The organism is Photobacterium piscicola (assembly GCF_046058925.1).
GTDB lineage: Bacteria > Pseudomonadota > Gammaproteobacteria > Enterobacterales > Vibrionaceae > Photobacterium > Photobacterium piscicola.
Genome location: NZ_CP175535.1, coordinates 1064284 through 1091084, shown reverse-complemented (window position 1 = coordinate 1091084; position 26801 = coordinate 1064284). Strand labels below are relative to the sequence as shown.

Here is a 26801-nt window from a genome sequence, read left to right as displayed (position 1 = left end):
ATGTAAGTTTATTATTTATACTAGCAAGCTAAACTCGATGCATATGTCGGTGGTTAATAAGTTTTTTAATTTATTTCTATCAAGAATAAACAGGCATTTATAAGAAAAAATACTAAAAATGAAAAATAAAACCACTAAAAAATCTCATGTGTCTGATGCTTTTTCTCAGGGTATTGGAAACCTAAATCAAATTCAAACGACTAATCTTGATTCAGCGTTAAATGCATATAACGATATATTAAGAAAAACAATTTCAAATAGTAAAACGGGTCTGATTACGAAACAAACACTAGCAGTGAAACAAGGCTTTTTATCTGAAGGTCATCATACAGCCTCATTCAATATTAACGCAGCCGCTAAAGGTGTTGACAATGTTTCTGCGAGTATGGATTCTCTGTCTCCTATCGATCCTGTTGCAGATATCCGCATTATGGAGTCGAACGGTACTCACACTGATGCGCAGCTTAAGTCTTACAAGGATGGCAAAGCGTCCTCTACGGCGATCAGTAAAAGTAAGCTCAATCAAACTCAAAAAGTGGTGCCCAAAGATCAGTTAGCAGATGCCAAATTTCATGCAAACAAGCAATCTATCAGAAATCAGCAGTCTAGACCCGAGGTATCAAAAAACTATAAAAACACTGCTGATAATGTAGATGATCGCATTCGATCTAGAACCAACCCCGAACTGTCTAGCGATTCAATAGCGAGGAAAGGAAAAGGGGGTACAGAAGACCTGACCAAACGAATTGAGAAGGGTGATGAAAAGGTTGAGTATGCCCGTAAGGCAGAAGTGCAAGCAGAATTGCGAAGTGTCCAGTATGCCAATGCTTTAAAATCCGGCTCGATAGCAGGTTTAGTGTCGAGTTCCGCATCCGAATTAATCCGTTTTATGAGGTCCGGTAATAAATTATCGCGTGAAGAATGCAATGAAATTGCTCTAAACATCGTGCTTGGCACTGCAGGTGGTGCCGCTAAGGCGCTACTCACGACAGGCCTCCAGCATGCCGGGCAGCATTTAGCTGAAAATGCTAGCAAGGAAGTCTTAAAATCATTAGGTAAAAACCTAGTTAAAGGTAGCGTGGCCGCGAATGCCGCTTTAATGGTCGCTGAACTAGGTAAAGGACTTTTCGAATACAGCAGAGGCACCATTGATGGTGTTGAATTTGCTGAAAACATGACGTCATCTGGCTTGAATATCGCCGCTGGTGCAGCTGGATACGCCGCTGGTGTCGCTGTGGCACCCTTTGTCGGCACGTTTATTTCTTCATCCGTCGCATCAGTTGCGGTTGCGGGAACCACGCTTGGCGCTCTAGGTCCGATAGGCCTTGGAATTGCCACCAGTATTGCCTTAACTATGGTAGTCAGTGCGTATTGTGGCCATTTCTCAAAAAAAGGTACTCAGATTGCCCATGTTGAGTTTCAGCGCGATATGGAATTACTACAAGCAGGCGAGATCACCTTGGCAACTTACACTGGACGTGTTGGCACTATGTCAGAATTAAGCTTTTCGTGGTCAGATATCTTACCGTTTTCTGGTGCTTTTTCTGTTTGGGGTGAATATAAAGCGCGTAAAGGCCAATTGACAGCGATTCAGGAAAACATGGCTCAGCGTATTCATAATCTACGCGGTGAAGAAGCCGAAATGATGTATAAGCTACAAGCGGACTATCGACAGAAATTCACTCAAATTGAACAGCAATACCAAGAGATGGTGAGCGGATTAAACCAACAAGTTGACGCGACATTTGACCAATTCAATCGAGATCTTGACGAGCATCTTCAATTTAAATTCATGCTGAACCAAGCATCTGGCGTTGAAACCTTTCGAGCGATGGCGGAGAAAAAGGGCACATTACAAGCCATCGAACGTGAGAATCAACAAATAGCCTTTTATAAAGAAGAGCTCAATAATTTAATGTGCGAGCTGTCTGAGTCAATTTCAGAAGGTGATCAGGAGCTTAGGCTGATAATGATAAATACGATAAAAAACCGCATCGATAACATTTTGCCATCGGTGACTCCTTTTGATCAGGCGTATAACTTTCTAAATTCAGACTCACCACAGACCTCGGTATAATCTAATGTTTTTAAAAGCAATTACACACTTTTTTGCGAAAAAAGGACTCGCTTCCCATGAAGCGGATACTCGCGCGGCCATTTCTCGTTACGAACGCGAAAAAGAGGCAAGTGAATTTCGAATTAATGAGCGGATGGTTAATTTCCGCGAACGTTTACAGTCTCACGCAGATAAGCGTGACGAAGATCTGAAAAAATACGTTGATGAGTTAAATGAATTTATCGCGATTACTGCGGAAATGCAGCCCTCGATTCATAAATTGTATGATCAGATGTTTTTAGCTTTTGATGCTTGGGGGAAAGTAAAACTTACACAACAAGATTTAGACATTGAACGTTCAAAGAGAAACCTTTTACAGGAAGAAATCAATTTATTTAAAGATGCATTGGCAGCTCTAGAGCTAATGGCTCAAAACGAGGATAAGAAACACTGGCATGATCGGGTAGAGAGCCAACCGCTAGGTTTAGATAATAAAGCCATCAAAAAAGAATTAAAAACAGTTGGTCGCTGGCAGGCCAATCAAGAACGTGAGCTAGCTGATCAGCGAAAAAGAATTGAGTCGGCGATTCGTCAAAACGGCATGAAGCTAGGTCAGTGTCGAAAAAATATTAAAGATCTAACAGATCAATTATGGCCACTGAAAGAGGAATTAAAACGGAATCGCGATCAAGTGCGAGAGACGTACTTCGGATTATGTGACCACTGGAAATCAGCTAAAAACAGTGTGGACTCAATGTATGCTGGTCAATGTGATGAGCTCTATTACGTCGAAGAAGTTTGCGTTATGAAAGAAACGCCACTGAAAGTTTTATTTTCTTGGTTGTCTTCCTCTAAGGAAGAAGTGCCCATTAAACTGACTACGCCTAAAGGTTGGGGCACAAAGTCGGAATTGAAAGAATCCTGTGATTTATTCAAAGCGGATCTCGACGAGTTATTCGAAAATAAGAAAAAATACCAGAATGAATTAAATCATTACTCAGATCGAATTAAAGAAGCAAGAAGCACTGAAGATTACTCAACATTTGATCAAGATAAAACACACCGCTCCATCGCTTTTAATAATAAAAAAGAAACACAAGATCAAATTGGCATCGTAAAACCCAAAAAAGATCAATTGAGCTTATATCTATTCAAGATAAGAAAGATGACCGGTTGGTTACAAGATATCCACCCGCAAGTACATTTGAATCGAATGTACAATATGTGTAAAGAAATGCAGGAAGAGGGCGAGGAAATGTACCAGCGCTCATGTGGACTTAAAGTTACCCAACCGAAAAATAAAGGTCGTCAGTCATGAACACCACTCCAACCATACAAATTGATCTTGTTAACGCTGAAATTGAAATTCGGTGGAAAAGAGAGATCAATAGCGCGGAATGTTTAGCCATAATGTACGCTGTTAACCATGGCTACAACACACGCGAAGAATTAATACGGGTGTTACCTCAGTTTTCACAAAATCGCATACAGTCAGCGCTGGCAATACTTTTTGCATACCAATTAGTAACGCAGCAAATGGAATTGTTAATTTTATCTCTAGATGCAATATTGATTGATCACATCACAATGGCGCCAAATATGGTATTACCGTTAGATGTCGGTATCGAGTTAGGCAATCTCCCTATATCGTTTCAATTGGATGTATTACAAAAATTGGGTATTGAAAATCAGGGTATTGCACTGTCCACTGTTTTTTTTAGGGCATCAAACGCCGCGGTTGCCAATATAGCGTCGGAGGAGGAGTGATCATGACGCAAACCAATTTTATACAACATATCGATGATTGGGTCGAGTACCTATGCCTATTAATAAATAAAATGGACAGCGTGCAAGATCGAGTTAAGTACCAACGTCAGTTGCGTTGGACTCTGGGTTTTAGACGAGGCACAAACTGCTCTTTGGTGCACAATAACACGCTAGCCGATCTGTACGCGGGGATTGAACTGGATCCCAGTCGTTTAATTGACGAGAACTCTAAGTCTTACGAGCCAATTCAGATGTGTTACAAAGCTGATCCTTCTGGTCATGCCTTCAAACAAATAGGAAAGGCAATGCAATGTAACAGTCTCTTTTTGCTGCAAGGACCACCGGGAACTGGTAAGACAACGGCTATTGTTGAAGTCGTGCTTCAAACATTGCGAGCTAATCCGAATGCTCGTATTTTGATCACATCAGAAACCCATGTGGCTGTTGATAACGCATTGGATCGACTCAGTCGTGAACTGGGTGATAATTTATTATCTAGCATGATGAGGTATCAAAAATTCAGCGATAGCACTGAGTTAGATAATCCAGAAGTTAAAAGGATAGAGGCACTGGCTCTACACGATCAGGTTTGGCAAGAATCTTTTAACAGAGAACCTGAATTTACAGGACTGTTATGGCAGCGGTTGAGTCAACTAGAAAAACGTGAAGGTATGGTACCGCGTTGGCTGGCACGTAACCTCGCGGATAATCACCAGATCATCGGAGTGACATGCAACCAAATCGAGCATTTAATCGATGAAAATACCGAGTTATTTGATCTAGCTATTATTGATGAATGCTCTAAAGCAACGTTGCCAGAATGGATTATGGCGATGTCTGTGGCGGCAAAATGCTTACTGGTTGGTGATCATAAGCAATTACCACCGACCTTTTGTTCTGAAGAATCCGATGCATTATCGGAGCTCGAAGAACACCAAGAGCAATTAATACGCGATGGTGTCATTGATCGGATTTTTGTTAATGCCCCTGAGGAAATGAAAGGAACCTTACTAACACAATTTCGAATGCAACCGAATATTGGCGAATTTATTAGTAAGGAGTTCTATAACGGCCAATTATCTCACTATCAGCAGCAAACTGTAGATCCAGACTCGAACTTTGGTTGGTTGACGTATAAAACCCCACGTCTTTTTCCGGCAAGGACTGGCGATAAAGTGTTAAGCAATGAAATTGAAGTCGAAATAATTAAGTGCAAGCTGCTCGATTTAGCTGAGACAAACCAACTTGACCGCCTTTTGGATGTGGCGATAATTACGCCATATAAAGCTCAAAAACGGGCTTTAAGAGATATGGTTAAGAAATTGAAATTAGAAGATAAGTTGTTGATTGAAATCGATACGGTTGATGCATTCCAAGGTAAAGAAGCCAGTATCGTATTTTTCTCGTTTGTTCGGAATAATGGATCTGCGCAATTTTACGGGGATGCACGACGTTTAAATGTGGCATTGTCACGCGGTAAAAGTCATGTTTACCTTGTGGGTCATTGTCAATATTTAGGTCGACAAAAAATTCAAGCGTTAAAGTCGTTGGTTCAACTTAAGATTCTATCTACTTTTGATGATCAAAAACGTAATCAGATTTATATAAAAAATCCTATCTAGGTTTTTTAGGCGGGTGTTTAGTTAATTTTGTTTCTTCATTAGAATATTTTAGCTAAATCATCCCCAGCTAATAGATATTGAACTTTAACTAACTTTTGCCCAATTTTTATCTGGGGCACTTTCTAACTCGAAAGTGCCCCATTATCATTCAGAGCAAATACTCATTAATATCGCATTAACGTGATTTTGGATTAGTTTTATTTACTGTGTATATCAACAGTTATAATGAAACGTGGTGATTTTATCGCTTTAGTTCTGTTTTTAATAAGAAATATTTCTTGTTAAAAACAGAACTAATTGAAAATTATATTATTTAACATTTCAGTTTGTATTTAATAAGACTGATTTAATACATTTCTTACTTATCACATCCTCTCATTGAACTTCAGGCGTGAAAAATTGTTATCAACTTCATGATATATATAGATTATATCTAGTATGATAAAGTTTTTTTATGCGTGTGTTTTTGCGTGAAAGTAAGAATGCTTATTAATATACTGTTAGGCTACTCACTGTGATTCTATGCCAATTTAATGTATAATTGTGAAATATGTTTATTTATTTTTTATTAAGATTCAAAGTTATATAGGAACCATTAGGTGTATGAGTGATGATGCTATTTATTTCCCAAATATATTACAACTTGCTATAAGTTTGAAATATGGAGACTCAGAGTATTTCAATAAAATTGATACCTATGGTTTTGGTAATACTCCTGAACATGACAATGATTATTCACTTATTGGTTCAGAACAAGCTTTGGAATTCGTAAATGAAATACGCAATAGTGACTATTTTGAGAACAAAAATTTTATCTCTCACCTAAAGTTCAATCCATTAATAAAGCTGTTAGATATAAACGAAGATGTTTATGGTTTGATAAAAAAGCCGTCAATCTCTATAAAGTCTATCCCTGAAGGCTCCCAAATTCCGAGTAATGGAAGATACATGGAATTTGAAACATCTCCTATTTTTATGTCTCAAATTGCTTTTTCTATGGATCGTATTATTGATAGGCAAAGTGCAATTGGAAGAGAAGCTAAGCTCTATGCTTCTCTTGCTAAAAAGTATGGTGAGCTCGCTGGAGGGCGACCTCAAATAGTGAATATGGGATCTATAAAACAATATAATGCGACTTTATCAGCATATCACGCGAGAGCTAGTTATATTGCGGGTATTGAAAGGTTTATTGATAAATCATTAATTGAACAGTCCGAGGAAGCTTACAAAAATAGCAGATATAAATTAAGTTGGCATTTGAAATCACAAGAAATAGTGAATAGTGTTAACAATGATGACAATAACAAGCTGTTTTCAAATGTAACTGAGAAATATAATGAATTACTAGGTGGTGGAGTCTACTTTTTAAAGAAAGAACAATATTTGAATGGAAGTTTATTCGCATTTTCTCTAGATGGTGAAATTGAAAATACAATATCGACTTCTACTAAGGAAGACTCATCAAATTATTTTGGTGTTAAAAATTCAGATGAAAAAATAATAGACAGCTATTATCAGTCAATTTTCGATGTAAACTTTTTGAAAAGTAATGGCGTATACGGAATTAACGGCAGAGATGCTTGTAACCTTAAAGCTTTGTCAAAAAGTGTAAGTTCTAGCTTTAGAGTTAAAAATAATAAGGTCCCCCAGATACTAGTTAATACAATTGAGGAGTTAAATGAAGTCATAAATTCAGTAACCAAACAATTTCCAAACAAGGATGTTTATTTTCGTGGGCAAGGAAAGCACCATAAATTGGATAGACCTGCCAGCGTAAATAAATTTTTGTATGGTGAGGCTAAGGTTAATGAGTTATCTCTACCTACTTCAGCAAGTCGTAATAAGTTTGATTTTGACTCTTTTAATTCAGCATTTCAAATGCATATACAAGGAATGATGTATTCAAAAATTGAAAAGTCTAAGTTTAGTAGTCTTCATGATAATTGGAGATACTGGTCACATTACCCTCAATGCACAGATAAACTTATATTTGAAGCTTCTGAAAAGTGGTTTAAGTTATTTTACTCTTACGAGTGGGACCTAATGGTAATGGCTTTGGCGCAACATTATGGTATTTCTACACATGGTTTAGATATTACTAGTGATTTGAACGTTGCTCTATGGTTCGCAACTAACAAATGGTATGAATACAAAGTGGGAGAAAAAAAATTCTGTTGGTATAAGGGATTAGAGAGACCTGTTCAAAAAGACATTAATGATTATCCTGTGATATATATTGTTGCGACGGATAGAAATTTAAAGCGAGACTTGGACCAAGTAGAATATGCTGGTTTAAAAGCTCTAAGGCCAGAAAGGCAGGGGGCTTTTTTACATTTTGGCGGGTGGGGACTCCACAGCAATGTTTGTGCTGAAGATATAGTAACTGCAATTCATTTATCTGAAAAAGTAAGCTTACCAACTTTACCAGAAGCGGAATGGTTATTTCCCTCACCTGAAGAGGATCAATTCTATAACGACTTATTAGAATTGAAAAATGATGCGATCAAAGCTGGCTTTCTTTCGGGTTTTGAGGATATTGCAGAGTATCGTAAAGAACCAAAAGTTTAGTTGTATATGGATCCATGTGTTTCGCTTTGGTAAAAGGTACAAAACAATCGCTTAGATTGATTTTATGCTAAAAGTACCTAACAAGGCATTTAAACGGAACTAAAACAGTGGGTTAGGTTCCGCTTCGCTCCACATTATAACCCACTATTTTAGTCCGCTTAATGCAGCGTTAATTGCTAGAGGTAACGATGAGATCTGATCAATTCGTCAAAAACATAAAAGCCGAGATTGAAAGCCTTGTATCTCTTTATGCACAAGGTTCTGAAGGTAAAACTTGAAGTGGTCAAGTAAAATTGGCCACTGATTTGTATTCATTATTAAATCGGCGTTCTGATTCATTAGGCGTCAAGCCACCGTTATATTGATGGGGCCTGACTTGGTTGTAATATCGGATAATGTATTTAGTGATCGCCACTTTAGCTTCATTCGATGAGCGATAACCCGCAGTTGGCATCCACTCTGTTTTAAAACTTCTAAAACTTCTAAAAAATCGTTCCATTGGGGCGTTATCCCAACAATTTCCACGTCGACTCATACTTTGTGTAATTTGATACCGCCAAAGTAATCGGCGATATTGTTTACTTGTGTAATGACAGCCTTGATCTGAATGAAACATAACACTTTTAGGCGCCCCTCGAACTTCATAAGCCATCGAAAGAGCTTTACCTGTTAAATCTGTATTGGGTGAGCCTGACGTTGCCCAACCAATCACTTTACGGGCAAATAAATCAATCACAACAGCAAGGTACAACCAACGTTGTCCTGACCAAATATATGTCACGTCGCCACACCAAACCTGATTAGGCTCAGTAACTGCAAACTGGCGATCTAATGTATTGGGAATATTTAAATGTTCATTTTCTACTTTTTTATAACGATGTTTTTTAACCTGACAACTGACTAATCCTAGTTGTTTCATGATGTTAGTTGCCTTATATCGACTTAACGGCACGCCTTTAGTCGTAACGATACCTGCAATTGTTCTGGCTCCAGCAGAGCCACTACTGGCACGATGTGCAGCCTTCACTTCACTAGATAATAGCACTTGCTCTTTTGACTGCGTTTTAGGCCGTTTAGTCCAATATTTATAGCTACTGCGATGAATATCAAAGACATGACAAAGGATAGATACAGGATAATAAGCTTTTAATTCATCAACTAATATGAAGTTTTGAATGAGTCCGAGGCCAAAAGAGCGGTTGCTTTTTTTAGTATTTCTTTCTCCATTTCAATCCGTTTAATCTTCTTCTCTAATTCACGAATTTTAAGCTGATCAGGCGTCATTGGTGTTGCTTTCGGTGTCATTCCACCACGTTCATCTTTCAGCTGTCGAACCCACTTATCCATTGTTGATTTACCAACATTCATTGCTTCCGCAGCTTCTTTTACAGAGTAGCCTTGGTCTAAAACGAGTTGTGCTGATTCTAATCGAAATTCAGGTGTAAAATTAGGGCGTATTCTTTTAGTCATAGTGTCACCTATTAAATTATGAGGTGATGATATCACCTCTAACTAGGTGGCCAAATTAACTATGCCACTTCAACTGAGATTGGTACTAAGTTAGACTCTCTGAATCTTAGCCCTGAACTAAATGCGGAAGTTGTATCATTAATTGAGCAGGCTATTAAAGAATCTACCTACAACTTAATTAGTGGTCTTGAAGGCTCAGCTTCACTGGCTGGTACTCAAGAAATATATAAAATCACGAATGAAAGCGGCAACGAACTTTCAGGTGAACTAGACGTAATATTCTATGAACAAGTCATGGAGTAAACATTTTACAATAAGGATATGTGTTGCGAAGCCGACACCTATACGACGTGTTTAACAAGCCCAAGCCACCTTATATACGTAAATATTGCGAATATTATAAAGGTGATGCTGACTTTCTTTTGTTCACTATATTTTTCCTAATACCTACCAGTTTTAATAGAGTAAAAAGTCTAACTCATTTCTGTCCACTTATGAGTTAGCTACTTGGCTAACTCATGTGTGATCACCGAGCGATTCTGTCTACCACTCAGGTTATGTCAGCTTCATGCATTGACTTTGCTTGAAAATATAAAATAACTAAAAACTCCTCGTTAATAAACTATCTGCTAACATTTTTTGCTAGCGTTTTTATATGTAGTTTTATTTACTCGTAATAATGGTGAAACAAAATTACTGAAAATTTATTTCACCATTATAATGGCTTTTAACATGAAAATAGATTTAGGACACCTTATGCTTTTATATTGGGACACGATATGCTTTTACGGGGTTATTAACTAATTGATTATAATGAGGTCGTTAGGACACTTTATGCTTTCAGCGACATTATAATATAACGAGAGGCATTAGCATTTTGTACCAACTAATGCGATAATTATCACATAAGCAAGCCCTTTATTAGTATAGCGACAATAGGTTTATTAGCATGGCTTCAACAGCAGCAGCACTCCATATTTTGGTAAAACATAAAGAACAAGCCGATGATATTTTAGAGCAACTTAAAAAAGGTGCTAAATTTCAGACGCTTGCTAAAAAATATTCTACTTGTCCATCAGGTAAAAAAGGTGGTGATTTAGGTGAGTTTAAAAAAGGTGCGATGGTACCGGCATTTGATAAAGCTGTATTCAGCGGCAAAGTACTAGAGCCAATCGGTCCGATTAAGACAAAATTTGGTTACCATATTATTAAGGTTTTATACCGTACGTAGCCGATCAGATTATCGTGGATTTTTAAGAAGGCGCTGATGATTCAGCGTCTTTTTTATGAGTTGTAAAAATATTGTCATTATGACGGTATTATTAATAAGAGTATTACCACCAGAATAGCGTTAAGGTCATTAATATTCGGCACATCATATGACATAAATAAAATGAATCATTGAGGAGGGTATTAAGATGTAATCCGTCGCAGTGGAGTTATTTTTTTAGCCATAATACATTATAAATACGCTTCATAAGATGTTATTTGTAGCATTATTTTCCGTGCAAAAATTTCATTATTAATTCCTATTAAGCTCATAAGTATTAACTATTATACATTTTTACTGGATGTGGATATTTTTGTCTGGCAAAAATATGCCACCAATGACGTATTGTTTAGTTATGCACTAATATGTTTTAGATGAGTTTCTATAAGGATTATAACAATGAAAAAATTACTACTCTCCGCTTTGATTTTAGCGAGTGCAAGTGCAAGTGCAGCAGATCTTTCAATTAAGATGACAGATCTTAACTCAGGTATGGTGGCTGGGACGATATCAGCTGAACAAACAAAATATGGTGTAGTCTTTACACCACATTTGGAAGGCTTACCTGCCGGGTTACATGGTTTTCATGTGCATACAAACCCATCATGTGGTACGACTGAAAAAATGGGTAAGACTGTTTTAGGTGGTGGCGCTGGTGGCCATTATGATCCAATGAAAACGGATAAGCATGGTTTCTCATGGACCGATGATAATCATTTGGGAGATCTACCACCTCTTTATGTTAATCATAAAGGTGATGCTGTTCAGCCAGTGCTAGCCCCTCGATTAAAATTATCAGATTTGAAAGGGCGATCATTAATGATTCATGCTGGAGGGGATAACCATTCAGATCATCCTCAACCGCTTGGTGGTGGTGGTGCACGTATGGTCTGTGGTGTGATAAAATAATACACGATAACGTTTTAAGAAGGCGCTGATAATTCGGCGCTTTTTTGTGGGTGTTATAAAAGGGGTTAAATCTAAAGCATTTAACAGCATGTATTATTTTCAGGTTTTGTTAGGTTATTAGAATGAACATACATCGACTTATACGCCAGATAGTATTTTACTCATTAGCAGCTATTGTTTTTTATAGTGCTTTAGAAGCGGCAAAATTTGTATACTTATTGGGTTCAAGTAAAGCACTCTATCCGATTTCAATTTTTGGGTTTTCTTTGTTTTACAGTACGTTATTGTTGTTGGTGTCATATTCTTTAGGGCAGAAGTTTCTATTTGAAGCGACACGGACTAATCAGCTGTTTACAATTAAAAGACAGTCATACCAAACTCTCGGCATGGTGAGCTTGTTTACGGGATTAACTGTTATTAATGTGATTGTTTTATCGAGTTTTTCTTCTGGAACATTAATATCATCAAGCGTATATACCTTGTGCAGTTTGTCTCTACAATATGGTGTACCTGTAGCCTTAGTGACATTTATTTGTCTTTTTGTTGTCCTGTTAATAAATAATATGATTGTAACTAGGGAAAAGCACATTTAGTACGGTTGTATTTTTAGAATGAGTAATGAATATGTGAAAAACATAACATCGTTAGCTTCTTTTAATTGCATCGCAAATAATTACTTATACTATTGTTTTGATAATTTAACCAATAGTATAAGAATTGCACGTTTATGAAAATGATAATAACACCAGAGTATATAAAAAATTTTTCATGTATCGCGGATAAGTGTGAAGACCATTGCTGTCATAGTTGGGATATTTCGATTGATAAATCAACATATCAGTTTATGACTCAGAAAAGTGAGCTAAAAAATAAGGCTGCTAAAGTAATTCTTCGAACTAAAGGAGAATCACCTTATTATGCTAAAATAGAATTAGATAATAATGGTGTTTGTCCTTTTAGAGAAAATAATGGTTTATGTGAGGTTCATAAGGTACATGGGCATAAGCGTTTGTCCAATACTTGCCAATCTTACCCACGAATATCAACAATTCGTGGGTATAAAAAAGAACATAATTTATCGTTGTCATGCCCAGAGGCAGCCAGACAGATTTTATTAAATCCGGCAGCAATGGAATTTCATCAAGAAAATTATCCTGATGATATCTTTAAAGCTAATAATTATTCTCGTCCTGTTTGGTATAATACTGTCCAACAATTTATTGTTGATATTTTATTTATAAATAATTCTAGCTTAGAACAACGTTTATCTTATATTGGTATGACATTGCGTTTAATTGCTCCTTATACTAATCAACCAGATGAACTTCAGAAACGTTTATTACTTTGCTGTGAGGAAATTAATAATAATAATTTTAATCAACTATATGATAATCAACAAACTTCATCTGACATTCAAGCTGGATTATTAATTAAAATATTTAACTTTCGTATTGATCTTGAGTCAAAAAGAAACTTAATTATCGCTTATGAACGATTTGATAGTATCCATAAGCAACTAATAGAATCATTATCCCTTGCAAATGGCGATAGTGATAAACAAAAAAAGATTTTACAATATGGATTTAACAATAATTACACTAATTATTTTAAAGAAAATACACATATTTGGATAAATTATATTATTTATGTTTTTTATCAAAATGATTTTCCTGCTAAAGATATGCAAAAAATTTATAGCGATTTGATTGTGGATTTCTTTATTATTCGAGGGGTGTTATCTGCAATTTCTTCAATGCGAGAGCTTAATGATGATGATGTTATATTAGTTTTTCAAACCTATCATCGTATTCGTAGTCATAATAAAGATTTCATGAAAAACATTAATGAAATATGTAATGAAATTAAAGCTAATAATACCATATTACCTTTATTATTAATAAAAAATAGCTAATTGATTAAATAGAATACCTATCATTTAAATGGGCTAGTTTGTTCTAGCCTTTATTCTATCTATTATTTTTTAATATGACTTTCTATTATTAATATTCTTATCAAACAATGAATAGGGTAGGTTTTATGGGAACTAAGCACATTAAAAATATGTTTAAAAAATAATCAGCCAATCGTGTACTAAAAGACCTATTAAGCAGAATACAATAAGATTAATATTCCATTAAAGGATATTGGAGTATGATGAGCCCAAATAGCTAACTTTGATTTGTAAGGTAAAGATATGCGTTATTCATGGGCGATAGTTGGTATGTTTGCACTTTTGTCTGGATGTAGTTCGTCAGCGTTAACATCTACATCTTCTGCAGCGACGGCAGTAAAAGAAACCGCTACGCAAACAGCCAAGCCTCTTACACTGAACCAGCAATTTATTCAACATGGCTATAATGATGGATGTAAAGATGCGCTTAAGAATCAATGGCAGCCATCAAAGACAATCCTTGATGATCTTAAGGGTGTTGAAAAAATGAAGTATATCGAAGGCTGGAAAAAAGGTTATCAACGTTGTGTGATTGGTTTAGGCCCTGTAATTATCAACGATACAATGCCTATCTCACATCAGAAAAAATAATAAAAATAGATCGTAATTAACACCGTTAAGCATGAGGATTATTCTATCGCTTAACGGTGTTTTTTCTTATTGTTCAGTGAGGTTACGTTGTTTAACAGGTTTTGGAATATAACGCCCTAATTCATCAATTTTTCGGTTTTTAGAAAAGAACATTTCAAGTTCAATCATAATACCTAAGTTAGCGTGGTAATTATAATCTCGCGGAAATTCAAGTTGTGGTCGTGCCGCGAGATAAAGCCAGTGCTTATACACACGTCGTTTCCATTCAGCCGATACCCAATAGTTAGTGATTTCTTTCATTTCATCGGTATCTGCACTTATTCCCATTGAATACTCAAATAAATCCCTTTCTGTTGCTCGCTGATAAACATTAAATTGTTGTACCAATTCCCATTTATCATCTTCTTGTAAATATTGTGCACTGGTTGTGGTTCTAAAAATATTTTTGTGGTCGGAAGTTAGTGCATAAAACCCGCTTAATTGAGTGAGAGATCCAAAACCTTTTGAATGGTAATAAAACACCTCTTGTTCAAGTTGAGTTGTCCAGTTTTTACTGACATTATCCACTCGAGTCAGGCGAGCTTTTACAAAAGGATCGATAGGGAATTTGAGCTTAATACCAATATCAAAATCAGAGCTCCAGTTACCAAATTGTGCATCTTGAAGTCTAAAGCCACCAACAGTGTCTCCATTTTGGGTTTTACTGCCAGAGGCGATACCCCGTTGTTTACTTTCTAGGCTGTCATAATCACTGGGCTCTGAATCCAAGATTAATTTCCAATCACGCTTAACGTGCGGTAAATCGAGTTTAAAGTAAACCTTGAAATCATTTTCTAATTTACCTCGGTATGAATATATCGCCCGCTGACGAATACGAAGATAACTGCGATTGGTCAGTTCGGCTTCATTCTCATCTTTAGTTAGACTTTGATCTATATATTCTCCGACGGTGTGTACTGAATCGGTCATTGATTGTTGAGAGCTATCAATCCATTGCTTCATTTTATACGGTGTATTGTCGTCGTTAGTGTCGTTACTTGGTGTTGTTGTCTGCGGTAATACACTGGTTTCTGTCTGATTCTTGTCTAAGGAATTTTGAGCGAGAGGGGCTGCATTAGCTGTCGCTGTATAGAACACACACAATGACAATGGTAACGAGAGATAAAACCGAATAGTGTGATTTAGAGTCTTCAACTGAGTGTCATATCCTTATTTTTTGTCGTATAAATTTCATTTTTATCTCGCATACGACAACTATACTGATTAAGAAAATAGGTCTAAATACATATAGTGTAGAGTAATATCCTATGGTTATTTTGTTAAGTGATATGATTAACAGTGTATGTTTATTGTTTGTTTTTGATAGATTAATACAATAAATGCGATCCAGCAATTGCTTTTAATCGATCGTTTATTACTATTATTATTGTTGTTTTTCTGGAGGTGTATATGGATAGTTCAGAATTTAAAAGAATCAAACAAGAGGTGTCAGGGAAAGTGAATGACATCTTTGACGACTTTGAAGAATCGAATAATCGTTTACCAACAATGGAAGAACTTCGCGTCATTATTACGGATACAACTGATCATTATTTAGGTCCAATGGATCAAAATGTTATTGATGGTATTAATGCTAATTTAGAGCGGCAGCACATACGCGAAAAGTTATTATGGGATGCTGTCTCTGAATGTGAAGCTGAAGTTAGGAAATCTAAGGATTATAATTGTTAATCATATGGTTATGGGATAGTTGCCTTACAGTAGTATACGCTGTAATAAAATTGAAAACTCTGTTTTCAACACTATTTCTTAACTATCATTCAGTGAGAGGCTATAAATAGCATATTATTGCTAATTGAATGGATTATGAAAGAGGTTTAAGGATGACTGGAACGGTAAATATATTTGAAATTCGATGTGGCAGTGGTCATGCAATTGGTGTGCTAGAACTGAATAATGCGTCATCATTAAATGCACTAACACTGACAATGCTTAGAACGATTCAACAACAACTATTGCATTGGCAATATGATGAAAAAATTGTGAGTGTGATGATTCAAGCGGTTGGAGAAAAAGCATTTTGTTCTGGCGCTGATATTCGAGCGCTTTATTATGCGATTGAAAATGATCCTGCTTTGACTGCTGTAGAGCAAGTGACGACGCCAACAGTTGATGATTACATTCATCGTGCTAACAATGATAATAGCTATTTAGCAAAGCCGTTTTTGATTGATTATTTTACCGTTGAATATAGTTGTGATTATTTGATTCACAGTTACCCAAAGCCGATTATTGCTTGGGGAAATGGCTTAGTGATGGGCGGCGGATTGGGACTCTTTATTGGTGCTAGTCATCGCGTTGTTACACCGTCAGCGTCGTTAGCAATGCCTGAAATGAATATTGGTTTATATCCAGATGTGGGTGCAACATGGTTTTTAAATCAGCTTCCTGCCGGAATAGGACTATTTTTAGGTCTAACAGGGTCTGATGTTAATGCCAGTGATGCGCTTGATTTAGCAATGGCTGATCACCTTATCGTTGATAAAGATCGCGAGCGTTTGATTAAACAGTTGAAGCATTATCCGTGGCAAAATGTAGTAGAAAATCAAATTTCAGCGGTTGTAACAGAGATATTAACTGAGATTGCGATAGATTCTGAACGTCAGCGTCCACCAAGCCAAATGATTCCTTATTTTCCACAAATTCAAGCAGCATGTGTGGCACCAACGCTTGAGATTGTTTACCAACAAATTAATGCTATTGACGGGTTGGGATGTTGGCTTGAAAAAGCAAAACAAACCCTTGCCAATGGAAGCCCATTATCAGCTCACATCTGTTTTCAGCAAATGCAACAATACCAACAAGCAAGCTTAGCTGAATGCTTTAAGATGGAATTATCTCTGTCTGTTCGATGTGGATTAGTGGGAGAGTTTAAAGAAGGTGTAAGAGCGCGACTTATTGATAAAGACGCTCAGCCTCAGTGGTTATATAAGACTATTTCAACAGTAGACATACGCTTAGTTGATAGTTTATTTATGCCGTTATGGCAGCAACAAGCAAATCCATTAACTGATTTAATGTGATTATTCGAATAATGAAACAGTGTTGTGCTTTCTCTATTTTTTCGAATTGTTAATGTTAATCAGTGTTTTTTGATATATGTATAAACAGGTTTAGGAGCGAATTAACGTGGACATTGAGAATAGTGTTATTGTCATAACTGGCGCAGGTCAAGGGCTTGGGCAAATGATGGCTGTAACGCTTGCACAGATGGGAGCACAGCTCGCTTTAATTGATGTGAATACAGTAGGGTTAAGACAAACACAAGATCAATGTCATATGCTTAATAGCATGGCGCGAATTTATGAAGCGGATGTGACAAGTGAAGATCAGGTAGAAGAAGCCTTTACTCATATTATGGAAGATTTTGAGCATATTGATATTCTAATTAATAATGCTGGTATCTTGGATGATGGTTTGTTGGTGCAGAAAGACCAGACCGGTATTAGTAAAATGTCATTGGATCAATTTCAAACTGTAATGAATGTTAACGTTACAGGCACTTTTTTATGCGGCAGAGAAGCGGCTAAGTGGATGATTGAAAATGAAACCAAAGGCGTTATCATTAATATCTCTAGTGCGGCTCGTGCTGGCAATATTGGCCAGACAAACTATGCTGCATCAAAAGCGGCAGTAACGACAATGGCTGTCGGTTGGGCGCGAGAGCTCGGACAATATGGTATTCGAGTTGCTGCAATTGCACCGGGTCTGATTGATACGCCAATGGCTGCACAAATTAACGATGACATGATTGAACGTATGTTGGCGATGGTTCCATTAGCACGTATTGGTGAGCCAACAGAAATCGCCCATTCGGTGAGATTTATTATAGAAAATGATTATTTCACCGGCAGGGTACTTGAGATTGACGGTGGATTACGATTGTAATCAAAGTCTACTCAAAAGTGGTTATATAGTGCAACTAATGCTAAAACGCCACCAACAACAAACATGATCATTGATAGACCAAATGCGAATTTTGCCATATACGGCATTAATTTTTCCATTGGAAAGTCCAAATAACGATGAAGGAATATATTCTACCTCAGTTTGTGGATTAATGAGCACTAATATTGAGGTATGACTGTATTTTTGACATAAAAAAAGATCGTCATATGACGATCTTTTTTATGCCTTTCGGCAATATTTGTTTATAAGTTACCTTGTAAACAGATATTAGAATGCTTTTGGTGCGTAACCTGTAACAGCTTTAATACCCATGCTACGACCAAGTGCCGTCATTGGGTGAACAACAACAAGGTCTTTTACTGATTTTTTCAGTTTACCCATGTCTGCTTGTTCTGCTTTTGTTAACACGCGATTAAAAGCAAGAGATTTTACATCTTTACTTTTGCCACTTACTTCTGTTGACTTACGGTGTTTAACGTTTTGCGCTTTTTTGTTAAGGCTAAGAAGCTCATCTTTAAACTGCTTGATGATAACTTTATCATCACGTTGAATAGCAGCAGCAAGTTTACGCTGGCACTTGTCCATACGATTGTTAAGATTTTGAAGCTCTTGGTTTAAATTCATTTCATTACCTTTGTATTAACACTCGCAATACACTAAATCGTAGTGTTTACGATGAATAGGTATTGAGTTGCCGCTAGTATACATTATATTTTTGATAACTGGATCGCTATCCAGCAACTATTTTTGCTCAAAATTGCATTTTTATGGAGATATATGCCTCTTTCTCTATTTAGATATATCGCTGCCATTAATTGCCATCAACAATTTTGGCTAAAAACGATGGCTATGAATCGCTCTGATAACATTTATCACTAATATTTGATTATTAATTTAATACATGAGTTTTTAGAAGGAACAAAAAATGACAAATTATTGCGTCATTGTTACTACATTTTCAGATGATGAAAATGGTCAAACAATCATTAATGCTCTACTTGAACAGCGCCTCGCGGCATGTATTCAAGTTATGCCGATTAAAAGTTATTACCATTGGAAACAGAAGATTAACTGTGATCAAGAGCAGCAAATAATCATTAAGACTAAAACAAATCTGTTTGAGCAGGTGCAAGCTATCATAGTAAAACACCACCTTTATGAAACGCCTGAAATTATCCAACTACCGATAACAAAAGGTTCCGTTGATTACTTATCATGGATAGATCAGACCTGCATGTGATTTTATATGATTGAAAATAAAACGGATATATTTTGATTTATAGAGAGTGATTAGGTACAAAGGAAACAAGGTGTTTGAAAAAGAAACTAATTTATGCATTTAAATAATTAGTATCTTTCTGGAAGTTATAATAGTTTTAATACAAGGATGTTAACGATAGCGCAACATAATAGCGCTATAGTTAGGAAATATTTGTCATCATCGGTTTAATGATTTATGGCTACATTTAGGGCCGATGACAAAACATGGAAGTGATTATTAATGGTAAATCAAGCGTCAGCGACAAATGCAGAATCTGAACTTCGTGTGCGTTATAACGATATTACACGCGGTGTTTATTTTATTGGTACAACGCCGCCAAAAACAAATACGCCTTTAGATGAAGTTGAAGGCATTGCAGATCGATTAGTGAATCGTATTAAAGATCTCGCGATTGATGGTTTGATTGTGTATGACATTCAAGATGAAGTTTCACGGACAAAAAAACCACGTCCATTCCCATTCAAATCGACTCATGATCCTCGTTATTATTCATCGTTACTTAATAAGAAAACTGGGTGTCCGGTAATTACTTATAAAAGTGTGGTGCAATCGGAAACAGAAGCATTTGATGAATGGCTGAATGAAGCGTGGCATGAATATCAAGTACGTGACATTGTGTTAGTTGGAAGTCCATCAGCGAAAAATGAAGTATCGTTGCCGTTATCGACAGCGTATCAAGCATTGGCAGAACATCAGAATAACTTTTTTACTGGCGGCATTATGATTGCTGAACGTCATGCTAAGAAAGGCAATGAACATGCCCGATTAATTGAAAAATACCAGCAAGGGTGTAATTTCTTTATCTCTCAAGCTATTTATGACACTCAGGCAACGATTGATATTTTGACTCGTTATGCGATTGAATGTAAGCAAGATGGTATTAAACCTCAGCGTATTTTATTAACGTTTTCACCATGTGGTAGTGCTAAGACACTAGAGTTTATTGAATGGTTAGGTGTGAGTGTGCCTGAGGCAACCAGTTTGCGTATTCTAAATGCGACAAATCCATTACATGAATCGATTAAAATGTGCTGCAATAGCCTTAATCAAATTTTAGATGCAGTGGTTGAATATGATTTACCATTGGGGCTCAATATTGAAAGTTTAACCAATCGTAAAGAAGAAATTGATGGGTCTATTTTATTGTATAAATTACTTCGAGCATCAATGGACAGTCATTTAGCTAAACATGAGTTTCGAACATTACAAGCTAAAGTGAGTGCATCAATTGCATTGATTTAGTCATAGCGAAGACAGGAAAGTTAGCCCATACTGATTTATCATGGTATGGGCTTTTTATTAGTGTTATTTGTGTGCTGAGATGATGGTATTAATAGCTTACATAAGGCCTAAAATCGACCACCAAATAATACCTGAAGTCATAAATATTACGGCACCGCCGCCAGAGATAATTAAACCAATTTTCATCCACTGTTTATCGTTATGGTATTGATAGCCCATTAATAATGGATTACGTGCATGACTATAGGTTGTAAGGTTACAGCCTATATTTGTAATTCCTGCTACGGCTAAAATTGAGATTAAAGGGCTAACACCTAAAGCCATTAAAGAACCAATAATCACCGGACCTAAAGCAACAACTTTTGCTGTTCCTGAGGCAAAAAAGTAGGCGGTTACAAGATAGAAAATCATCATGACAATTAAAATCAGTGTGGAACTAGCATGGCCCATATATTGACTGATTAAATCAGAAACGCCGTGACCCACCCAAGCGGTAAAACCGAGTTTTTTTAGTTGGCTTGCCATTCCCATTAATACTGCAAACCAAACTAGCGTATCCCATGCGCCTTTTTCTGATTTGACATCATTCCAATTTAAAACACCTAAGATTAATAAGGCAGATAAACCGATAAATGCTGATGTGGTTGAGTGTAGATGCAGAGACTGTCCACCGACCCACATAATAATTAATGCAATAAAGACCGCGATTAATTTCCATTCAGCAACACTAACAGGACCTAAATGCAGTAAAGCTTGTTTTGCATAAGCTGGAGCTTGTGGCGTTTTTTTTGTTTCTGGGTTAATAAATTTAAACAGAATAAAGGGGATCGTTAATAGTAAAATTGCTGCTGGTAGTAATAAATACAGTGCCCAGTGGCTAAAGGTCATATTAATGCCAGCAACCGAGGCAGCTATTCCGACTAAAGCAAGGTTACCCGCAAACCCGGTTTGAAAACCTACTGCTGATGCGTCGTTCATAGCGCTTACTGAAGAAATAAGGTATTGACCCAACTTGCGATCATCTTTATTGATGACTTTTGCAAGTGAATCGGCAATAGGAGAGATAATAGCTGAACGAGCGGTATTGCTGGGTGTAGCGGGGGCGATAAGAAAATCAGCCACACCTAAACAATAAGCAATACGTAAAGAAGACTGACCAAACCAACTAAGCAAGATAAGCGCAATACGTTTACCTAAGCCTGTTTTAGCAAAGGCACGAGCAATCATAAAGGCAATGACGATCAACCAAATAAGGGCATTATTAAAATTGCTGGTGGCTGCCATAATTGCGGCTTTTGCTGATGTTTCTCCTCCTGCATGAAGAACGGCATAAGCGGAAACCGCAATAACAGCAACAGCTCCAGTGGGTAAGACATTCGCAACGATGGCGACAATGGTGGCGATAAAAATAATAGCGGTATGAAAGGCGGCAATATTTAATTCGGATGGTATATCGATAAAGTGCCAGCTGAGGGTACTGAGCAATACAATGATGATGGCGGGAATAATTTTGATAGCAAAGAAAGGCTCTGGTGGTGGTAATGATTCTTTAACGGCAGTTGTAGTCATGATCTTCTAGTTATGTTGTTGTGTATGTCTATATGGTATATGTGATTTTAATAATTCCTACTTAATATGTTATTTATGCGATATAAATATCAAAAAATTGGTTTTTCTTATTCATAATAGCGTGTTTTTTATGCAACAGGTGGGTTTTGCAAGGAAGGGTTCGTAAATGTGCGGTAAAAAGAAAACGCCACCTTATTAAGTATAAAGTGGCGTGAGATAACAAACAAAACTAGGTAGTCATGCCGTTTTGTTTATCGCTATCTTTATTGCTGCTGTTATATTTTACTGGTAAATGTACGAGTAATTACGTCTTGCTGTTGTTCACGTGTTAAAGAATTAAAACGTACGGCATAACCTGATACACGAATAGTTAGCTGAGGGTATTTCTCTGGGTGTTCAACTGCATCTAATAATGTGTCGCGGTTTAATACGTTCACGTTTAGGTGTTGGCCACCTTCAATACCGTCTGCTGCACCTGCTGTTTCGTGGTGGAAGTAACCATCCATTAATGCTGCAAGGTTTTGCTTTTGTGTATTTTCATCTTTGCCTAATGCATTTGGCACGATAGAGAAAGTATAAGAAATACCATCTTTTGCATAAGCGAATGGCAGTTTTGATACTGATGTTAATGAAGCAACGGCGCCATTTTCATCACGACCATGCATTGGGTTCGCACCAGGACCAAATGGCATACCAGCACGACGACCATCAGGTGTATTACCCGTTTTCTTACCGTATACAACATTAGAGGTAATGGTTAAGATTGATTGTGTTGGAATTGCTTCACGATACATATGCATTGTTTGAATCTTCTTCATGAAGCGTTCAACTAAATCACAAGCGATATCATCCACACGAGCGTCGTTATTACCAAATTTAGGGTAATCGCCTTCAATTTCAAAATCGATAGCCACGCCATTTTCATCACGAATCGGTGTTACTTTAGCAAACTTGATGGCTGCTAATGAGTCAGCGACAACAGAAAGACCTGCAATACCACAAGCCATAGTACGGCGAACATCGCGATCCATTAATGCCATTAGTGACGCTTCATAGCTGTAACGGTCATGAGAATAATGAATAATATTAAGTGCGGTGACGTATTGAGTCGCTAACCAATCAAGCATGGCATCATAACGAGGTATTAGCGTATCAAAATTAAGCACTTCATCCGTGATTTTAGCAACCTGAGGGCCTACTTGTTGTTGTGATTTCTCATCAATACCACCATTGATGGTATACAGTAATGCTTTAGCAAGGTTGGCTCGCGCACCAAAGAACTGCATGTGCTTACCAACAATCTGTGGGCTTACACAACATGCGATAGCGTAATCATCGTTGTCAAAATCAGGGCGCATTAGATCATCGTTTTCGTATTGAACAGACGATGTTTCAATGGAGACTTTTGCCGCGTATTGCTTAAAGGCGATAGGCAGTTGCTCAGACCAAAGAATAGTCATGTTTGGCTCAGGAGCAGGACCCATTGTATGTAAAGTATGTAGGTAACGGAATGTGGTTTTAGTGACTAATGTACGACCATCAACACCCATACCTGCCATTGCTTCTGTTGCCCAAATTGGGTCGCCAGAAAACAATGAATCGTACTCTGGTGTACGTAGGAAACGCACCATACGCAGTTTCATGATGAAATGATCTACCATTTCTTGTGCTTGTTGTTCAGTAATTAAACCGTTAGCGATATCACGCTCAACAAAGACATCAATAAATGTTGATGTACGACCAAGCGACATCGCAGCGCCATTTTGTGATTTAACCGCCGCAAGGTAGCCAAAGTAGGTAAATTGAATGGCTTCTTGTGCCGTGCGGGCAGGTAAAGACATGTCAATGCTGTATGTAAGCCCCATTGTGCGAATATCTTCTAATGCTTGAACTTGATCAGCAAGCTCTTCACGTAGACGCATGGTTTTTTCTAAATCTTGGCCTTGTTCAAGGAAAGATTGAGTTGAGTTAAATTGCTCTATTTTATCGGCTTTAAGAAAATCGATACCATAAAGGGCTAAACGACGGTAATCGCCAATAATACGACCGCGGCCATAAGCATCAGGTAGACCGGTGATAATACCAGAACGGCGACAAGCTAAAATTTCTTTGGTGTATAAATCAAAACAAGCTTTGTTATGTGTTTTGCGGTAATCAGTAAAGATTTTTTCAACCATTGGGTCTAATTCACGGCCGTAAACTTCACATGAACTTTTCACCATGCGAATACCGCCATTGGCAATAATTGCACGTTTTAGTGGTTTATCTGTTTGTAGACCGACAATGGTTTCAAGATCTTGATTAATATAGCCAGCACCATGAGAAGTAACGGTTGAAGGTAAGTCTGTATCAAAATCAACGGGAGCATGAGTGCTGCTTTCTTGCTTGATGCCTTCCATCACATCATTCCACAACGTAGTAGTTGTCTCGGTTACTTTGGCTAAGAAAGACTCATCACCTTCATATGGCGTATAGTTAGTTTGAATAAAGTCACGTGTATTAACGCTAGTTTGCCATTCGCCTTTACTAAAACCACGCCATGCTTCAAGCATGTCAGTTGTTGGGATTGTCATACTACTTACCTCTATAATAAAAATTTGAATGCGAGTGAGCAATGCTGTTTATTGCTCTCTTTTTGATTAAGTGCCATTTATTCAATGTTATAAATGTTGATTGAGGTGCTGGTTATTACTTTCAATATTAATAGGTTGGCTTTTATTATTGCCATTATCTTGAACCATATTTGGGTGTGATATGCTGCCTTTAAACCTTGAAATAATAGTATGACTAATATCTATATGAGTAAAATGAATGGTTTTCATTTTGCCTATGATTTTTACGCATAGATTGTTTGGTTATATTGTTATAAGTGCTCTGTAGCGGAAGAAATCTATGATGTAGATAGGGCTGTATTGTAGGTAAGGCTGTATCATAGGGATCGTTGAACCATAAAATCGTCAGCTATAATTAAATGACGATTTTATAGTAATAACAGTGACTTAATGTCCTATTTATGCAATAGCTCTGGACAGTTTACGTAGTCTAAATACCATCCATAGTGTAAGCAAAGCACTACAAATAGGTAACGCGAGCCAAACACCAGTAACGCCAATTGTATGCGCCAGCACAAAAATAATAATTGTGATTAGAATGAGTTTCCCCCCTGTTAATAGAGAGGCTTCTTTAGGCATATTTATCGCCTGAAAGTAGGTTGCACCTATGAGTAATGCTCCTTCAAAAGGCAGCCCCCAAAAATAGAGCGACATACCTTTCACTGCTTCAGGTTGAAGGAGCGGATTATTACCTGCAAACATATACACTACGGCATCAGGAATACTATATAAAGTAATGACACCAATAACGGCTATCAATAAGGTCATGGCAAATGCAAGGTTTCGAATTTTAATGACGCGATCTTTAAGACCTGCTCCGGTATTAAAGCTGACAAGGGGTTGAGTGCCTAGTGCGATACCTTCAAAAATCAAATAAAAGAATGCCTCAGTGTAACTAACGATGCTGTAAGCGGCGACATGAATGGGTTTTCCTACTAATAGAAAAGCTTTGCTATGTAGAATTAATACCACAGATAGGTACATGTACATTAATAAACTGGATGTGCCTAATTTAAGTATTTGTAATACAGTATCCCATTTTATTTTAAGGCTATCTCTGCCAATACGTAATTGTGTTTTATCGGTGAAAAAGTGTTGTAGGCATAAGATACAGGTAACGGCCTGCGATAGCATGGTAGCAATTGCGGCACCGGTTAATCCCCAAGGAATGACAACAATAAATAACCAATCGAGAAAGATATTTAATATGCCACCTAAGATCATGATCAATGTTACGCGATTAGGCTGACCATCGTTACGCAATAATGCAGAAAAAGCCATTGAAACAATAGCAAACCCACCCATAGTGAAATACCAAAATAGATAGTCTGTTGCCATTGATAAAATATGATTCTTTGCCCCAATCCAAATGAGAATATCTTGCCCAAACATCAGCCCTAACGAGCAAAAAATAAGGCCAGTAATGATACAAAGTGTCAGTGCATTACCAACAATATGACGCGCTTGTTGAGTATTATCTTCTCCCATTTTTATTGAGACTAAAGCAGATGATCCCATACCAATCATGGCACCAATAGCATAAAGGATAGAACCAATAGGGTAACCGAGCATAATAGCGGCAAGGCCATCTTCCCCGATGAAATGTCCAACAAACATTCCATCAACGGCAACATAGATCCCCGTAATAAGCATTGCTGCGATGGTAGGTAAAGTATAGCGCCAAAAAAGACGAAAGATTGAATCATCACGTAAAGATAATGGTTGGGATGTTGATATTGTCATTGGACAGCTTCCATGTGAACCGCAGCACTAAATGTAAAAAATTGTTGGTATTGTCTGTGGCTACATGGGGTTAGTCAATCCAACTAACTGTATTTATGCGTCGGGATCACGTGATTTTGATATTATTATCTATTAAATAAAAAGACCAAAAGGAGGACATTACACTCCTTTTGGATTTGA

At 37.1% G+C, this 26801-nt stretch carries 21 protein-coding genes; 14 read left to right on the top strand and 7 right to left on the bottom strand.

From position 1 onward, the window contains the following. Positions 1-118 precede the first annotated feature (118 nt). The 5 genes from ACJZU6_RS19540 (at position 119) to ACJZU6_RS19520 (ending at position 8013) form a co-directional block, all read left to right on the top strand. Positions 119-2077 carry a hypothetical protein gene (locus ACJZU6_RS19540; RefSeq protein ID WP_408901151.1) on the top strand — a complete coding sequence of 653 codons (1959 nt, stop codon included), beginning with the start codon at positions 119-121 and terminating at the stop codon, positions 2075-2077. Positions 2078-2081: 4 nt separating this feature from the next. Then, complete coding sequence (locus tag ACJZU6_RS19535) at positions 2082-3374, top strand: hypothetical protein (protein ID WP_408901150.1); 1293 nt, start codon at positions 2082-2084, stop codon at positions 3372-3374. Next, a complete protein-coding gene (locus tag ACJZU6_RS19530; RefSeq protein WP_408901149.1) occupies positions 3371-3823 on the top strand; it encodes a hypothetical protein in 453 nt (150 codons plus the stop codon). The genes ACJZU6_RS19535 and ACJZU6_RS19530 overlap by 4 nt, the downstream gene beginning before the upstream one ends. A 2-nt stretch (positions 3824-3825) precedes the next feature. Further along, entirely contained in the window at positions 3826-5445 is a 1620-nt protein-coding gene (locus tag ACJZU6_RS19525; RefSeq protein ID WP_408901148.1) for an AAA domain-containing protein, read from the top strand. Between the two features lie 603 nt (positions 5446-6048). Beyond that, the gene (locus ACJZU6_RS19520) at positions 6049-8013 is read left to right on the top strand and encodes an FRG domain-containing protein (RefSeq protein WP_408901147.1); all 1965 of its coding nucleotides are present in this window, start codon (positions 6049-6051) and stop codon (positions 8011-8013) included. 283 nt (positions 8014-8296) lie between these two features. Here ACJZU6_RS19520 and ACJZU6_RS19515 read toward each other — a convergent pair. Further along, a protein-coding gene (locus ACJZU6_RS19515; protein WP_408901146.1) for an IS3 family transposase occupies positions 8297-9483 on the bottom strand; the annotation gives its coding sequence in 2 pieces (ribosomal slippage) (positions 8297-9225 and positions 9225-9483; 1188 coding nt in all). A gap of 949 nt (positions 9484-10432) precedes the next feature. Here ACJZU6_RS19515 and ppiC point away from each other — a divergent pair. The 4 genes from ppiC to ACJZU6_RS19495 all read left to right on the top strand — a co-directional run bounded on the left by ppiC (position 10433) and on the right by ACJZU6_RS19495 (position 14204). Next, on the top strand, positions 10433-10714 hold the full coding sequence (gene ppiC, locus ACJZU6_RS19510) for a peptidylprolyl isomerase PpiC (protein ID WP_045036901.1): 282 nt from the start codon (positions 10433-10435) through the stop codon (positions 10712-10714). 438 nt (positions 10715-11152) lie between these two features. Beyond that, the gene (locus tag ACJZU6_RS19505) at positions 11153-11662 is read left to right on the top strand and encodes a superoxide dismutase family protein (RefSeq protein WP_408901145.1); all 510 of its coding nucleotides are present in this window, start codon (positions 11153-11155) and stop codon (positions 11660-11662) included. 727 nt (positions 11663-12389) lie between these two features. Beyond that, positions 12390-13574, top strand: a complete 1185-nt coding sequence (gene fliB, locus ACJZU6_RS19500; RefSeq protein WP_408901144.1) for a flagellin lysine-N-methylase — start codon at positions 12390-12392, stop codon at positions 13572-13574. 282 nt (positions 13575-13856) lie between these two features. After that, the gene (locus tag ACJZU6_RS19495; RefSeq protein WP_408901143.1) at positions 13857-14204 is read left to right on the top strand and encodes a hypothetical protein; all 348 of its coding nucleotides are present in this window, start codon (positions 13857-13859) and stop codon (positions 14202-14204) included. A gap of 66 nt (positions 14205-14270) precedes the next feature. Here the strand turns inward: ACJZU6_RS19495 and ACJZU6_RS19490 are convergent, their stop codons facing one another. Continuing rightward, positions 14271-15398 carry a hypothetical protein gene (locus ACJZU6_RS19490; protein ID WP_080156027.1) on the bottom strand — a complete coding sequence of 376 codons (1128 nt, stop codon included), beginning with the start codon at positions 15396-15398 and terminating at the stop codon, positions 14271-14273. A gap of 255 nt (positions 15399-15653) precedes the next feature. Between ACJZU6_RS19490 and ACJZU6_RS19485 the strand changes: the two genes are divergently transcribed. From ACJZU6_RS19485 to ACJZU6_RS19475, 3 genes are all read left to right on the top strand, one after another. Beyond that, positions 15654-15935 carry a hypothetical protein gene (locus ACJZU6_RS19485; protein WP_327767128.1) on the top strand — a complete coding sequence of 94 codons (282 nt, stop codon included), beginning with the start codon at positions 15654-15656 and terminating at the stop codon, positions 15933-15935. Between the two features lie 152 nt (positions 15936-16087). After that, complete coding sequence (locus tag ACJZU6_RS19480) at positions 16088-17287, top strand: enoyl-CoA hydratase/isomerase family protein (RefSeq protein ID WP_408901142.1); 1200 nt, start codon at positions 16088-16090, stop codon at positions 17285-17287. A 106-nt stretch (positions 17288-17393) separates the two neighbouring features. Beyond that, complete coding sequence (locus tag ACJZU6_RS19475) at positions 17394-18152, top strand: SDR family oxidoreductase (protein WP_080156024.1); 759 nt, start codon at positions 17394-17396, stop codon at positions 18150-18152. Between the two features lie 11 nt (positions 18153-18163). On the opposite strand, the gene ACJZU6_RS19470 is transcribed toward ACJZU6_RS19475, so the two are convergent. Together ACJZU6_RS19470 and ACJZU6_RS19465 are read right to left on the bottom strand one after the other, a co-directional pair. After that, the gene (locus ACJZU6_RS19470; RefSeq protein WP_045036908.1) at positions 18164-18271 is read right to left on the bottom strand and encodes a hypothetical protein; all 108 of its coding nucleotides are present in this window, start codon (positions 18269-18271) and stop codon (positions 18164-18166) included. Between the two features lie 169 nt (positions 18272-18440). Continuing rightward, the gene (locus tag ACJZU6_RS19465; protein ID WP_080156023.1) at positions 18441-18797 is read right to left on the bottom strand and encodes a YibL family ribosome-associated protein; all 357 of its coding nucleotides are present in this window, start codon (positions 18795-18797) and stop codon (positions 18441-18443) included. Positions 18798-19098: 301 nt separating this feature from the next. On the opposite strand from ACJZU6_RS19465, the gene cutA reads away from it, so the two are divergent. Together cutA and ACJZU6_RS19455 are read left to right on the top strand one after the other, a co-directional pair. Next, complete coding sequence (gene cutA, locus ACJZU6_RS19460) at positions 19099-19413, top strand: divalent-cation tolerance protein CutA (protein ID WP_107275587.1); 315 nt, start codon at positions 19099-19101, stop codon at positions 19411-19413. A gap of 261 nt (positions 19414-19674) precedes the next feature. Then, the gene (locus tag ACJZU6_RS19455) at positions 19675-20697 is read left to right on the top strand and encodes a methylenetetrahydrofolate reductase (protein WP_408901141.1); all 1023 of its coding nucleotides are present in this window, start codon (positions 19675-19677) and stop codon (positions 20695-20697) included. Between the two features lie 96 nt (positions 20698-20793). On the opposite strand, the gene ACJZU6_RS19450 is transcribed toward ACJZU6_RS19455, so the two are convergent. The 3 genes from ACJZU6_RS19450 to ACJZU6_RS19440 all read right to left on the bottom strand — a co-directional run bounded on the left by ACJZU6_RS19450 (position 20794) and on the right by ACJZU6_RS19440 (position 26621). Next, the gene (locus ACJZU6_RS19450) at positions 20794-22266 is read right to left on the bottom strand and encodes a DASS family sodium-coupled anion symporter (RefSeq protein ID WP_408901140.1); all 1473 of its coding nucleotides are present in this window, start codon (positions 22264-22266) and stop codon (positions 20794-20796) included. 275 nt (positions 22267-22541) lie between these two features. After that, the gene (gene pflB / locus ACJZU6_RS19445; protein ID WP_408901139.1) at positions 22542-24839 is read right to left on the bottom strand and encodes a formate C-acetyltransferase; all 2298 of its coding nucleotides are present in this window, start codon (positions 24837-24839) and stop codon (positions 22542-22544) included. 438 nt (positions 24840-25277) lie between these two features. Next, the gene (locus ACJZU6_RS19440) at positions 25278-26621 is read right to left on the bottom strand and encodes an MATE family efflux transporter (RefSeq protein WP_408901138.1); all 1344 of its coding nucleotides are present in this window, start codon (positions 26619-26621) and stop codon (positions 25278-25280) included. Positions 26622-26801: the final 180 nt, after the last annotated feature.